At 51.6% G+C, this 13,648-nt stretch carries 11 protein-coding genes; 4 read left to right on the top strand and 7 right to left on the bottom strand.

All coding sequences use genetic code 11. From position 1 onward, the window contains the following. Positions 1-390 precede the first annotated feature (390 nt). The 4 genes from bioD to bioB are packed head-to-tail and all read right to left on the bottom strand — an operon-like array spanning position 391 to position 3,994. The gene (gene bioD, locus ACJHW7_RS00440) at positions 391-1,068 is read right to left on the bottom strand and encodes a dethiobiotin synthase (RefSeq protein ID WP_021556612.1); all 678 of its coding nucleotides are present in this window, start codon (positions 1,066-1,068) and stop codon (positions 391-393) included. Continuing rightward, complete coding sequence (gene bioC / locus ACJHW7_RS00435) at positions 1,061-1,816, bottom strand: malonyl-ACP O-methyltransferase BioC (protein ID WP_000246794.1); 756 nt, start codon at positions 1,814-1,816, stop codon at positions 1,061-1,063. Before bioC ends, bioD begins: the two co-directional genes overlap by 8 nt. Beyond that, positions 1,803-2,957: an 8-amino-7-oxononanoate synthase gene (gene bioF / locus ACJHW7_RS00430; RefSeq protein WP_000118812.1), complete on the bottom strand. Its 1,155-nt coding sequence runs from the start codon at positions 2,955-2,957 to the stop codon at positions 1,803-1,805. The genes bioC and bioF overlap by 14 nt, the downstream gene beginning before the upstream one ends. After that, the gene (gene bioB / locus ACJHW7_RS00425) at positions 2,954-3,994 is read right to left on the bottom strand and encodes a biotin synthase BioB (RefSeq protein ID WP_000951213.1); all 1,041 of its coding nucleotides are present in this window, start codon (positions 3,992-3,994) and stop codon (positions 2,954-2,956) included. Before bioB ends, bioF begins: the two co-directional genes overlap by 4 nt. A gap of 86 nt (positions 3,995-4,080) precedes the next feature. Here bioB and bioA point away from each other — a divergent pair, with 86 nt between their 5' ends. The 3 genes from bioA to ACJHW7_RS00410 all read left to right on the top strand — a co-directional run bounded on the left by bioA (position 4,081) and on the right by ACJHW7_RS00410 (position 7,340). Then, positions 4,081-5,370: an adenosylmethionine--8-amino-7-oxononanoate transaminase gene (bioA, locus tag ACJHW7_RS00420; protein ID WP_021556611.1), complete on the top strand. Its 1,290-nt coding sequence runs from the start codon at positions 4,081-4,083 to the stop codon at positions 5,368-5,370. A 58-nt stretch (positions 5,371-5,428) separates the two neighbouring features. Further along, on the top strand, positions 5,429-5,905 hold the full coding sequence (locus ACJHW7_RS00415; RefSeq protein WP_000767391.1) for a kinase inhibitor: 477 nt from the start codon (positions 5,429-5,431) through the stop codon (positions 5,903-5,905). Between the two features lie 151 nt (positions 5,906-6,056). Further along, complete coding sequence (locus ACJHW7_RS00410; protein WP_001091577.1) at positions 6,057-7,340, top strand: putative acyl-CoA thioester hydrolase; 1,284 nt, start codon at positions 6,057-6,059, stop codon at positions 7,338-7,340. A gap of 140 nt (positions 7,341-7,480) precedes the next feature. Here ACJHW7_RS00410 and ACJHW7_RS00405 read toward each other — a convergent pair whose 3' ends face one another. From ACJHW7_RS00405 to ACJHW7_RS00395, 3 genes are all read right to left on the bottom strand, one after another. Further along, entirely contained in the window at positions 7,481-9,742 is a 2,262-nt protein-coding gene (locus ACJHW7_RS00405) for a hydratase (RefSeq protein WP_040234616.1), read from the bottom strand. A gap of 182 nt (positions 9,743-9,924) precedes the next feature. After that, positions 9,925-11,358, bottom strand: a complete 1,434-nt coding sequence (locus tag ACJHW7_RS00400; protein ID WP_001036475.1) for an anion permease — start codon at positions 11,356-11,358, stop codon at positions 9,925-9,927. A gap of 75 nt (positions 11,359-11,433) precedes the next feature. Beyond that, positions 11,434-12,486 carry a 4-oxalomesaconate tautomerase gene (locus ACJHW7_RS00395; protein ID WP_000723649.1) on the bottom strand — a complete coding sequence of 351 codons (1,053 nt, stop codon included), beginning with the start codon at positions 12,484-12,486 and terminating at the stop codon, positions 11,434-11,436. Between the two features lie 183 nt (positions 12,487-12,669). Here ACJHW7_RS00395 and ACJHW7_RS00390 point away from each other — a divergent pair, with 183 nt between their 5' ends. Then, the gene (locus ACJHW7_RS00390; RefSeq protein ID WP_001312682.1) at positions 12,670-13,623 is read left to right on the top strand and encodes a LysR family transcriptional regulator; all 954 of its coding nucleotides are present in this window, start codon (positions 12,670-12,672) and stop codon (positions 13,621-13,623) included. Positions 13,624-13,648: the final 25 nt, after the last annotated feature.

The following is a 13,648-nucleotide window of genomic DNA, read 5'->3' as shown; positions in this document are numbered from 1 at the left end:
TATCCCCAAAGCAACGGCTTTTTTAACATTTGTCAAGATGAGTGATGTCAGTTTTATGGCAAGAGATGCCTGTTCAGTGACTGCCATTGCAATTATCTAACCAGTTAAAAAATAAAAGATATTTCTTTGAGCCGTCTTTAACGCCAATTCGCGTGCAAGCCGCGTATTCTCTCGCTTGCCTCGTGTTTTCTAACTCTAATACACATGGTTATCCACAGGAATAGTGGATAACTGTCTGCAGCCCCTATCCCCCGCCGCCTGGGCAATTCCCACATTCGCCGCATGATGCGGAAGTAAAATTTTTTTCATGATTATTTTAGAATTTAATTGGTTAAATTGCAGTCAATCGAAGACGCGATCTCGCTCGCAATTTAACCAAATACAGGATGGCTACAACAAGGCAAGGTTTATGTACTTTCCGGTTGCCGCATTTTCTGGATTTTCTGCAAGCCAGGGGATCTCTCCCAGCAGCGGCGCGGGAATCATGCGGGTGAGCGTGGTCATATATTCAGCGTGACGTTTTCCCGGAGGCGTGACATCATTCGCCACCCAACCCGCCAGCGTCAGTCCGGCGTGTTGTATTGCCTGTGCAGTCAACATCGCGTGATTAATACAGCCGAGTTTCACGCCAACCACCAGTATTACCGGCAGTTGTTCCTGTGTTACCCAATCCGCAAAAGTGAAAGTGTCGGAAAGGGGCGTAAACCAGCCGCCAGCGCCTTCCACTAACACCCAGTCAGCCTGTTGTTCAAGCGCGCGTAATCCGGCGCTCATTACCGATGATTCTATCGGCCTGCCCTCTTGCGCGCTGATGATGTGCGGTGAGGTGGGTTCTGCGAAGGTGTAAGGATTTACCGTTGCGTAATCCAGCAGAAGGCTGCTGTTGCGCTGTAACGCCAACGCGTCACTATTACGTAAACCCTCCGGGGTCTTTTCGCTGCCAGAGGCGACCGGTTTATAACCTGCCGTCCGATAACCTACTGCCTTTGCGGCTTGTAAAAGTGCACAACTGGCGACAGTTTTCCCCACTTCGGTATCCGTTCCGGTGACAAAATAACGTTTACTCACGAACAATCACTCCCAAAAAAAGATGATACGTCAGAGGATATCGCCCCTGTTGTTGCGGCCAGGCCAGTTGCAATCGCTGCAACTGTGAACGCGTTAATATTCGCTGGTCGCGCCCTTCATGAAGATGCGTGGCACCGATGCCTTTCAGCGAACGCATGGCACTGAGCGCATCATCAAACCACAGCGTGATGGGCTGAATATGATGTCGATAATGCACGCCGTTCAGTGACTGTTCGATTTCATCTGGCGGTAAAAAGCGATTAGCATGCGGGCGCTCGTCCACCGCCTGCCACGCCTGATGCAGTTCGGGTAACGATCCCTGCACCAGCGTGGTAAACGCGACCACGCCTCCGGGGCGCACCACCCGATACAGCTCGCGGAGTGCCGTTGATAAATTACCGCACCACTGCACCGCGAGATTGCTCCATGCAAGATCGAACGTCGCAGTCGCTAACGGCAGGGATTCGATATCTCCCGCCAGATAATGGTCTGCAGCATCTTTCTGGCGGGCTTGCGCAAGCATTGGCGGCGAGAGATCTAACGCCGTCACCTGCGCGTGACGCTCTCGCCAGTGGCGGCTCATCCAGCCAGGCCCACACCCCGCGTCCAGTACGTGGGTGTATTTACGCTGTGGGAGCATTGCCAGTAAGACATCAGCACTCTGGCGCTGTAACTCTGCGTGTTGCTCATAGTGCGCGGCTGCCCGACCAAATGCCGCTGCAATGGCTTGTTTATTAACCGTTGCCATGCAGCACCTCCAGCAGACGGTCGATATCCTGCATTTCATGCGCTGCGGTTAGCGTTAAGCGCAGTCGCGCAGTACCAGAGGGTACGGTTGGCGGGCGAATCGCCGTGACCCGGCAGCCTTGCTGGCGCAGTTTTTCTGCCAGTTGTAACGCACGGCTGTTATCACCGACGATCAATGGCTGGATGGCGCTGCATGAATCAGCAAGCGTAAACGGCAAATCCTGTACTCCGGCACGAAAACGCGTAATGAGTGCCGCCAGTTTTTCGCGCCGTGCATCACCCTCATCACTGCGAATTACCGCCAGTGACGCACGTAATGCCTGCGCCTGAGCGGGCGGCATACTGGTGCTGTAGATAAGATGGCGGGCGAATTGCAGCAGATAATCCGCCACCGTACTGGAGCAAAGCACCGCAGCCCCGCTGACGCCAAATCCTTTGCCAAAAGTCACTACCAGCAATTCTGGTTTTACCTTTTTCAACCAGCAGGTGCCGCGCCCCTGCTCCCCGATAACGCCCGTGCCGTGGGCATCATCGACCATCAACCAGCCATTGTGCTGTTGCGTTACCTGCTGGATTTCCGCCAGTGGCGCACTATCGCCGTCCATGCTGAACACGCCTTCTGTCACCACCAGTTGCTGCCCCGGACAGGGGGAAGCAAGCAGTCGCGCCAGATGAGTGACATCGTTATGAAAAAAACGGCGAAGCTGCGACGGGCTTAAACTGGCAGCCTCCAGCAATGAGGCATGGCTTAGCCGGTCAGCGACAATGCGGTCCTCTTTTGCCATCATCGCGGCAATGACCGCCTGATTAGCGGCAAAACCAGAGATAAACAGCAGTGCCCGCGAATAGCCCAGCCACTCGGCCAGTTCTTCTTCCAGCGCCTGATGTGCCACGCTATAACCGCTGACGTGACCGGAGCCGCCGCTACCGACGCCAAATTGCTCCGCCCCCTGCTTCCAGGCACGGATAATTTGCGGATGATGGCTTAAACCTAAATAATCGTTACTGGAAAAGTTCAGATACTGGCGATCGTCCGCCACCAGCCAGCGTCCGGCTCCTTGCGCCACTGGATAACGGCGACGCAGGGCATCGGCAGCACGCCGCGCATCGAGCGCCGCGTTGATTTTCTCCTGCCAGCTCATAGTGCTGCCGCGTTGTAATATTCGTCAGTGTCCGGGGTCATCAGTGCCTGTTCCAGACGCTGCTGTTGTTCGTTATCGCCCGCCAGCACGGCAGTTTGCTGCGGATTTAGCCCCAGTTTGCGGAACAGTTGCAGGTCTTTATCTTCTTCCGGATTCGGCGTGGTTAGCAGTTTACAACCGTAGAAAATCGAGTTTGCGCCAGCCATAAAGCACATTGCCTGAGTCTGTTCGTTCATCTGCTCGCGTCCGGCAGAAAGGCGTACGTAAGAGGTCGGCATCATGATCCGCGCTACGGCAATGGTGCGAATAAAATCAAAGGCATCGACATCATCGTTATCCGCCAGCGGCGTGCCTTTCACCTTCACCAGCATGTTGATTGGTACGCTTTCCGGCGGCGTCGGCAGGTTTGCCAGTTGCAGCAATAATCCGGCGCGATCTTTTACCGTTTCGCCTAAGCCCACAATCCCACCTGAGCAGACTTTGATCCCGGCATCGCGCACTTTTTCCAGCGTATCGAGGCGTTCCTGATAAGTGCGTGTGGTGATGATATTGCCGTAAAACTCCGGCGAGGTGTCGAGGTTGTGGTTGTAGTAATCCAGCCCGGCGTTCGCAAGGCGCTGCGCCTGAGATTCACTCAACGTGCCCAGCGTCATACACGCCTCCAGCCCCATCGCTTTTACCCCCTGCACCATTTGTTCCAGGTACGGCATATCGCGTTCGTGGGGATTCTTCCACGCCGCGCCCATACAGAAACGCGTCGATCCTGCCGCTTTCGCTTTGCGCGCCGACTCCAGCACCTGTTCAACTTCCATCAACCTCTCGGCTTCCAGCCCGGTTTTGTAGCGCGAGCTTTGCGGGCAGTATTTGCAATCTTCCGGACAAGCTCCGGTCTTAATCGACAGCAACGTGCTGACCTGCACCTGACGAGGATCGAAATGCTGGCGATGGACCTGCTGCGCTTCAAACAGCAGATCCAGCAACGGTTTTTCAAATAATTCTGTGACTTGCGACAATGTCCAGCGTGGGCGGTGAGCCATGGGGCTTCTCCAAAACGTGTTTTTTGTTGTTAATTCGGTGTAGACTTGTAAACCTAAATCTTTTCAATTTGGTTTACAAGTCGATTATGACAACGGACGATCTTGCCTTTGACCAACGCCATATCTGGCACCCATACACATCCATGACCTCCCCGTTACCGGTTTATCCGGTGGCAAGCGCCGAAGGTTGCGAGCTAATTTTGTCTGATGGCAGACGCCTGGTTGACGGTATGTCGTCCTGGTGGGCGGCGATCCACGGCTACAATCACCCGCAGCTTAATGCGGCGATGAAGACGCAAATTGATGCCATGTCGCATGTGATGTTTGGCGGTATCACTCATGCGCCAGCCATTGAGCTGTGCCGCAAACTGGTGGCGATGACGCCGCAACCGCTGGAGTGCGTTTTTCTCGCGGACTCCGGCTCCGTAGCGGTGGAAGTGGCGATGAAAATGGCGTTGCAGTACTGGCAGGCCAAAGGCGAAGCGCGCCAGCGTTTTCTGACCTTCCGCAATGGTTATCATGGCGATACCTTTGGCGCGATGTCGGTGTGCGATCCGGACAACTCAATGCACAGCCTGTGGAAAGGCTATCTGCCAGAAAACTTGTTTGCTCCCGCCCCGCAAAGCCGCATGGATGGTGAATGGGATGAGCGCGATATGGTGGGCTTTGCCCGCCTGATGGCGGCGCATCGTCATGAAATCGCGGCGGTGATCATTGAACCGATTGTCCAGGGCGCAGGCGGGATGCGCATGTACCATCCGGAATGGTTAAAACGAATCCGCAAAATGTGCGATCGCGAAGGTATCTTGCTGATTGCCGACGAGATCGCCACCGGATTTGGTCGTACTGGCAAACTGTTTGCCTGTGAACATGCAGAAATCGCGCCGGACATTTTGTGCCTCGGTAAAGCCTTAACCGGCGGCACAATGACCCTTTCCGCCACACTCACCACGCGCGAGGTTGCGGAAACCATCAGTAACGGCGAAGCCGGCTGCTTTATGCACGGGCCAACTTTTATGGGCAATCCGCTGGCCTGCGCAGCAGCAAACGCCAGCCTGGCGATTCTCGAATCTGGCGACTGGCAGCAGCAGGTGGCGGCTATTGAAGTACAGCTGCGCGAGCAACTGGCACCAGCCCGTGATGCCGAAATGGTTGCCGATGTGCGCGTACTGGGGGCAATCGGTGTGGTCGAAACCACTCGTCCGGTGAATATGGCGGCGCTGCAAAAATTCTTTGTCGAACAGGGTGTCTGGATCCGGCCTTTTGGCAAACTGATTTACCTGATGCCGCCCTATATTATTCTCCCGCAACAGTTGCAGCGTCTGACCGCAGCGGTTAACCGCGCGGTACAGGATGAAACATTTTTTTGCCAATAACGGGAAGTCAGCGTGAGGGTTTCTGGCTACACTTTCTGCAAACTAGAAAGGAGGGTTTATGAAACTCATCAGTAACGATCTGCGCGATGGCGATAAGTTGCCGCATCGTCATGTCTTTAACGGCATGGGTTACGATGGCGATAATATTTCACCGCATCTGGCGTGGGATGATGTTCCTGCGGGAACGAAAAGTTTTGTTGTCACATGCTACGACCCGGATGCGCCAACCGGCTCCGGCTGGTGGCACTGGGTAGTTGTTAATTTACCCGCTGATACCCGCGTATTACCGCAAGGGTTTGGCTCTGGTCTGGTAGCAATGCCAGACGGCGTTTTGCAGACGCGTACCGATTTTGGTAAAACCGGATACGATGGCGCAGCGCCACCGAAAGGCGAAACCCATCGCTACATTTTTACCGTTCACGCGCTGGATGTAGAGCGTATTGATGTCGATGAAGGAGCCAGCGGCGCGATGGTCGGGTTTAACGTTCATTTCCACTCTCTGGCAAGCGCATCGATTACCGCGATGTTTAGTTAATCACTCTGCCAGATGGCGCAATGCTATCTGGTATCACTTAAAGGTATTAAAAACAACTTTTTGTCTTTTTACCTTCCCGTTTCGCTCAAGTTAGTATAAAAAAGCAGGCTTCAACGGATTCATTTTTCTATTTCATAGCCCGGAGCAACCTGTGAACACATTTTCAGTTTCCCGTCTGGCGCTGGCATTGGCTTTTGGCGTGACGCTGACCGCCTGTAGCTCAACACCACCCGATCAACGTCCTTCTGATCAAACTGCGCCTGGTACCTCTTCTCGCCCGATTCTGTCGGCAAAAGAAGCGCAGAATTTCGATGCTCAACACTATTTTGCATCCCTGACACCAGGTGCTGCAGCGTGGAATCCGTCCCCGATAACCCTGCCTGCGCAACCTGACTTTGTTGTCGGCCCGGCGGGTACTCAAGGTGTAACGCATACCACGATTCAGGCGGCGGTAGATGCGGCAATTATCAAGCGCACCAACAAGCGCCAGTATATTGCCGTGATGCCTGGTGAGTATCAGGGAACGGTGTATGTCCCTGCTGCTCCAGGTGGAATTACTCTGTACGGTACAGGTGAAAAACCGATTGATGTGAAGATTGGGCTTTCCCTTGATGGGGGCATGAGCCCTGCCGACTGGCGTCACGACGTCAACCCGCGCGGCAAATATATGCCAGGTAAACCAGCGTGGTATATGTACGATAGCTGCCAGAGCAAACGCAGCGACAGTATCGGTGTTCTGTGTTCTGCGGTCTTCTGGTCACAAAACAATGGCCTGCAACTGCAAAACCTGACCATCGAAAACACGCTGGGTGATAGCGTAGATGCGGGTAACCATCCGGCGGTGGCACTGCGTACTGACGGTGACCAGGTACAGATTAACAACGTTAACATTCTCGGTCGTCAGAACACCTTCTTTGTCACCAACAGCGGTGTGCAGAACCGTCTGGAAACGAATCGTCAGCCGCGTACGCTGGTGACCAACAGCTACATTGAAGGGGATGTGGATATCGTTTCTGGTCGCGGCGCAGTGGTGTTCGATAACACCGAATTCCGCGTGGTGAACTCACGTACTCAGCAAGAAGCGTATGTGTTTGCACCGGCTACGCTGTCCAACATTTACTACGGTTTCCTCGCCGTAAACAGCCGTTTCAATGCTTCCGGTGATGGCGTGGCACAACTGGGCCGCTCGCTGGATGTTGATGCCAATACCAACGGTCAGGTGGTGATCCGTGATAGCGCCATCAACGAAGGTTTTAATACGGCTAAACCGTGGGGCGATGCGGTGATCTCTAATCGTCCGTTTGCGGGTAACACCGGCAGCGTTGACGATAGCGACGAAATACAGCGCAATCTGAATGACACTAACTACAACCGCATGTGGGAATACAATAACCGCGGCGTGGGTAGCAAAGTGGTTGCAGAGGCGAAGAAGTAAGAGCTATTAACTATTTGCCGGATGCGGCGTAAACGCCTTATCCGGCCTACGGTTCGATGCGATTTGTAGGTCGGATAAGATGCGCCAGCATCGCATCCGACAATAAGTGCCGAATGCGACCTACATTCACATGGCGCTTTTTACATCTGACGGTTTTTATTGAAGTTAATCAAACTACCCGCCTTGATAATCTCGCGCTCTTCAGCAGTCAGACTTTCCATATAGAGCGTAATTTCCGTTACCGGCGCATCTTCATGGATCACATAACCTTTAAACGTCGTACCCGGATTATCCAGCGCCGCTTTAATGCCAGGGATGTAAATGTAATCCCCCACTTCAAAGGTTGGCACTTCCGCCATCTGCAGAGGTAACATCCCCCAGTTGATGACGTTAGAACGGTAGCGTTTAGTCGCGTACTCCTCGGCAATATTCGCCAGACCGCCAATCACACGCTGACAACTCGCCGCCTGTTCACGCGCAGAACCATCGCCTGGTTTCACCGCATAGACCATGCTGCCAATTTCAGTTTGCAGCGGATCAATATGCTCCTGACCAGCAATCTGCTTAATGCGCGCAAACACCTCTGTCAGCTCGCTGACATTCCCCGCCAGACGCTGATTTTCCAGCTCAGCAGTCGCTTTACTTCTGCCAACATAACCTGGATCGCGGCGTGACAGGGTAAACTCCGCCAGACCAATCGGATTTGAACGATAAGAAGAGGTTTCACCGGAAGGAATCAGTTCGTCGGTGGTGGTCACTTCGTCGAGGATCTTCGAGCACACTTTGAGGACGATATTGTCAGTCAGCGCCCCCAATTCCGGCCAGTCTTTAATGTTCGGTCCGTAAATCAGCGGTTGCTGAGTTGCCCCTTTCACAATGCCCTGATAAACACGGTTTTTATACGGCGTTACATCGAAGGCGTACTCCGGCACGTTGTCCCAGCAATCAAGTTCGCTGGCAGAGGTTAAATAGCCACCGTTTGCCGCAGTCGCAGCGATAGAACGAGCGTCCATCAACGCCACCGCTGACATCTGCCCATTAGCTGGCTTAGAGCCTTCGCGGTTCGGGAAGTTACGCGTGGTGTGGCGAATACTCAAACCGTTGTTGATTGGCGTATCGCCCGCGCCAAAGCATGGGCCACAGAACGCGGTTCTGATAATTGCGCCTGCGCCAATCAAATCTGCTACCACACCTTTTTTGGCTAAATCCATAAACACCGGCTGTGATGACGGGTAAACCGCCAGCGAGAAGGTGTCATTGCCACAGGATTGACCGCGCAGTGCATTCGCCGCCGCGATGACGTTTTCGTAGTTACCGCCAGAACAGCCCGCGATAATCCCCTGCTGCACTTTCAGGCGACCATTTTCCACTTTATCCAGCAGCGAGAGTTTGGCCTTACCGTGCGCCACGCGTTCGGACTCAATTTCAATCTCACGCAGAATGTCGGTCAGGTTCTGGTTCAGTGTGTCGATTTCATACACGTTGCTCGGGTGGAACGGCAGCGCAATCATTGGTTTGATGGCACTTAAATCAACGCTGATGCAGCCATCGTAGTACGCCATCGGTTGAGGGTTAAGCTGGCAGTAATCCTGGCCGCGACCGTGCAGCGTCAGCCAGTTATGGACTTCTTCATCGGTTTGCCAGACAGAACTTAAACAGGTCGTTTCAGTGGTCATAACGTCAACGCTGTTACGGAAATCGGTAGAGAGCGCAGCAACACCGGGACCTACGAATTCCATCACTTTGTTTTTGACGTAGCCGTTTTTGAACACGGCACCGATGATAGCCAGCGCCACATCCTGCGGCCCCACATACGGCGCTGGTTTTCCGGTCAGATGCACCGCAACAACTCCCGGATAGTCGATATCCCAGGTGTCATTAAGCAGCTGTTTTACCAACTCACCGCCGCCCTCACCGACTGCCATTGTCCCTAATGCACCGTAACGGGTGTGGCTGTCTGACCCGAGGATCATTTTGCCCCCGCCTGCCATCATCTCACGCATATATTGATGGATGACCGCAATATGCGGAGGCACAAAAATACCGCCATAACGCTGAGCTGCCGATAAACCAAAAACATGGTCATCACCGTTAATGGTGCCGCCGACGGCGCAGAGTGAGTTATGGCAGTTGGTCAGCACATACGGCAGCGGGAAACGTTCCATTCCGGACGCTTTAGCGGTCTGTACAATACCAACAAAGGTAATATCGTGAGAGGCTAATGAATCAAACTTAATTTTAAGTTTATCCATATTTCCGGACGTATTATGAGAATAGAGAATAGACCAGGCAATAGTGCCTTTTTTGGCTTCTTCTTTTTTAATTTCGCCGGTGAAATGTTCTTCGGCAATTATTTCGTTATTACTGGCGAGAAACACGCCTTTTTCAGATAACTTGATCATCAAATGCTCCAGACATCTGCGCACCGTGAAGTGCGCAGCAAGAAAATAAATGGATATACTCTAAATAATTCGAGTTGCAGGAAGGCGACAAGCGAGTGAATCCCCAGGAGCTTACATAAGTAAGTGACTGGGGTGAGCGAACGCAGACGCAGCACATGCAACTTGAAGTATGACGAGTATATTTACAGCATGTTCCAGCCGATCAGCATATTCCACCACCACACTCCGAGGGTGATATGCACCAGGAAGGTTAATATCGTCAGTACCGCACCGACCAACCACCAGGATTTAATATCGTTGTAACCCACGCCAAAGATGACCGGACCTGCCGCGCCGCCATAGTGAGTAACCATGCCGCCATAGGAGTTGGAGAACAACAGTGCCAGCGCGGTTAACATTAACGGTGCGCCGGAGACGTTCGCCAGCATGGCAAATACCGGTAACATAGCAACGATATAGGCACTACCGGAAGCGAAGAAATAACGCACGATGATGCTGAGGAAAATAATAACGAAGAAAGCAACGTTACCGTGACCATCAAATGCCAGGTTATTTTTAAAGACTTCAGCTAACCATTCGAAAAATTTAACTTTCGATAATAAGGAGCTTAAGCCGATAATACCGCCGTACCAGATTAAGGTATTCCAGCCGCCTTTATTTTTAACCACGTCTTCCCAGGTAACGATACCCAGCAGCAGCATAGTCGCCATAACAACGATTGCCACGGTGGATTCATCAACCCCCAGAGACTTACTGAAAATCCAGCCCAGCAGCGCCAGCACAAAGACACCGAGCAGCATTTTTTCGCGGATTTTCATCGGTCCCAGTTCGGCAAGGCCCGCTTTAGCGATGGTTTTGTTATCCACCTTCTTAATTTCTGGTGGATACATGGTGTAAATCACCAGCGGGGTGACCAGCAGCATAATGATGCCCGGCAATCCGGCGGCCAGCGCCCATCCACCCCAGCTAATTTGCAGGTGCAGAATGTCGTTGATCATTTTCAGCGCCAGAATGTTCCCCGCCATTGCGGTAAAGAACATATAGCTGGTGGTTTTGGTGACCATGTAAATGGACATCATCAGGTAATGTCCGACACGACGCGGACTTTTTTCCGGTTCGGACCCCAAAGCCACCGCCACGCTGTTGATGATCGGTAACACAATGCCGCCCGCACGCGCGGTGTTAGACGGTGTTGCCGGAGCCAGTACCAGATCGAGGAAAACCGTAACGTAACCCAGACCCAGCGTGGTGTTACCGATTTTACCAATCAGCAGATAGGCAATACGTTTACCTAAACCGGTGGTCACAAATGCGGCGCTTAAGGTAAACGCCGAGAACACCAGCCAGGTAGTACCTGAAGAGTAACCGCTTAATACGGCGGTGGTTTTAAACGCACCGTCGGATAAGTTACCGACCACCACCATGGAGGCAGCAACGGCAATTAACAGTACGACAGGTTCCGGGAAAGGCTTGATAACCAGCCCCACAATGGCCGCCAGGTAAATACCAAAAAGCACCCACGCCAGTTCGCTTAATCCTGCCGGAGCTGGCATAAAGCCAATAATACATGGGATCGCTAATATCAGAATTAGCTTCCATAACGATTTCTTATTCATTTAAAATCCTGTTCTTTCTGTATGACTCATACAGAAGTCCTTTATTGATTGTCCTTATCCTGACAACGAATCTTTTCAGGGAAGATAAACTTCACCGGAAAATATTTTTCTGGTCGTCCGAATAACAGATGCGCGTAACGTCGTGGCATCCTGACCTTCATTACTTAAATGAACGTCGAGCGCACCACTGGGGTGTTCAATATTGATATTGCCATATCCTACAGAAGGGATGATTTGTCGGGTGACGGTGCCTTCCAATGCACAACTACTGGAAATAGCAATAGCACCGGTTATCGCCAACGCGCGATGGCAAGAATGCGGCATAAAATAACGCACATTAATTGCCCCGCCTTTCTGCGCTGGAGAAATAAGCACAGGTTTAGGGATAACCATATTACTGACATCACCTAAGCCCATTGCTTTACCCGCTTGTAGACGGATAGATTCAATGCGGGCTAATAATGCTTTGTCGGCATCCAGTTCCGCCGGTAATTCATAGCCTGTTTTTCCCAGATATTCAGCCGGAATAATGACGACTGGCATCGCCATATCGATACAGGTCACCGGGACATCGTCAAAATAATCAATCTGATTATCAGTCGGGAAAACTTTTCCGGTTTTGGTTCCAGCGGCATTCAGGAAAGTGAGCGCAACCGGTGCGGCAGTACCCGGTACGCCGTCAATTCTGGCACTACCCTCGTACTCGACAACACCATTTGGCGTTTGCACATCAGCTTCGATGAACGTACCCGTATTGACGTTGCGGATACGTACGCGGGTAACTGGCGAAGTCGCTGCAATCAAACCATTTTCAATGGCGAATGCCCCAACGCCAGACAGCATATTGCCGCAGTTAGGCGTGGTATCGACACGTTGCTCATGGACGATAACTTGAGCAAACAGATAATCAACATCAGCACGCGGATCGCTGGAACGGCTTATAATGGCGACTTTACTGGTCAGTGGATTACCGCCGCCAATACCGTCAATTTCCAGATCGTTACCGGAACCCATAATTGCCATCAATATTTTATCGCGCTGCGTTTGATCTTCGGGTAAATGTTCCGCTAACAGGAACGCGCCCCTCGAGGTTCCACCTCGCATCATCACGCAGGGTATTTTTTTCATAATAATGCCCTCAATTTAAAAACATAACTTATTGCGATATGGTTACATTAAGGGCAAAGCATCTCTAATGACTTTAGCTCAACGATTAATAACATTTTTTCATTAATTTAAGTTGGCTAAATGCAGTTAAAATTTTTAACGGCCAGCCACCCAAAATCAACGCTTCCATTTTCCGGAGTAATAATGAAGCATGAATTATCAAGTATGAAGGCATTTGTCATACTGGCAGAGTCCAGTTCATTTAACAATGCCGCTAAATTACTCAACATTACGCAACCTGCATTAACGCGAAGAATAAAAAAGATGGAGGAAGATTTACATATTCAACTATTTGAGCGTACAACTCGCAAGGTTACGTTAACAAAAGCAGGAAAAAGGTTGCTCCCGGAGGCGCGGGAATTAATAAAGAAATTCGATGAAACGCTTTTTAATATTCGTGATATGAATGCTTATCATCGTGGTATGGTGACGTTAGCGTGTATTCCGACCGCAGTATTTTATTTTTTACCGCTGGCAATCGGTAAATTTAATGAGCTGTATCCCAATATTAAAGTGCGGATTCTGGAACAAGGCACGAATAATTGCATGGAATCGGTGCTATGTAACGAATCAGACTTTGGCATAAACATGAACAACGTCACAAATTCATCCATTGATTTTAGCCCACTGGTCAACGAGCCGTTCGTGCTGGCCTGTCGGCGTGACCATCCATTGGCCAAAAAGCAGCTTGTAGAATGGCAGGAGTTAGTGGGTTACAAAATGATTGGCGTACGCTCCTCCAGCGGCAACCGACTGTTGATAGAACAACAGCTAGCCGACAAGCCCTGGAAGCTGGACTGGTTTTACGAAGTGCGTCATCTTTCGACGTCATTAGGACTGGTGGAGGCAGGACTGGGGATTTCAGCGCTTCCTGGTCTGGCAATGCCCCATGCGCCCTATTCTTCGATTATTGGTATCCCACTGGTGGAACCCGTTATACGTCGGACATTGGGGATTATTCGCCGCAAAGATGCCGTGCTTTCTCCGGCAGCTGAACGCTTTTTTGCCTTGCTGATTAATTTGTGGACTGACGATAAAGACAATTTGTGGACCAATATCGTCGAACGCCAGAGACATGCGTTACAGGAGATAGGTTAATACACCGGCGCAGGAGAGACTGCGC

This window comes from Escherichia sp. WS1152, from assembly GCF_046487665.1.
Classification (GTDB): Bacteria; Pseudomonadota; Gammaproteobacteria; order Enterobacterales; family Enterobacteriaceae; genus Escherichia; species Escherichia coli.
This window is presented reverse-complemented; position numbering and strand designations above follow the sequence as displayed.

Excerpts from the sequence above, each read along its gene's own strand:
- ACJHW7_RS00400 (WP_001036475.1), bottom strand. The coding sequence starts at position 11,358 with ATGAATAAGAAATCGTTATGGAAGCTAATTCTGATATTAGCGATCCCA.
- bioC (WP_000246794.1), bottom strand. The coding sequence starts at position 1,816 with ATGGCAACGGTTAATAAACAAGCCATTGCAGCGGCATTTGGTCGGGCA.
- bioB (WP_000951213.1), bottom strand. The coding sequence starts at position 3,994 with ATGGCTCACCGCCCACGCTGGACATTGTCGCAAGTCACAGAATTATTT.
- ACJHW7_RS00415 (WP_000767391.1), top strand. The coding sequence starts at position 5,429 with ATGAAACTCATCAGTAACGATCTGCGCGATGGCGATAAGTTGCCGCAT.
- bioF (WP_000118812.1), bottom strand. The coding sequence starts at position 2,957 with ATGAGCTGGCAGGAGAAAATCAACGCGGCGCTCGATGCGCGGCGTGCT.
- bioA (WP_021556611.1), top strand. The coding sequence starts at position 4,081 with ATGACAACGGACGATCTTGCCTTTGACCAACGCCATATCTGGCACCCA.
- ACJHW7_RS00390 (WP_001312682.1), top strand. The coding sequence starts at position 12,670 with ATGAAGCATGAATTATCAAGTATGAAGGCATTTGTCATACTGGCAGAG.
- ACJHW7_RS00395 (WP_000723649.1), bottom strand. The coding sequence starts at position 12,486 with ATGAAAAAAATACCCTGCGTGATGATGCGAGGTGGAACCTCGAGGGGC.
- ACJHW7_RS00405 (WP_040234616.1), bottom strand. The coding sequence starts at position 9,742 with ATGATCAAGTTATCTGAAAAAGGCGTGTTTCTCGCCAGTAATAACGAA.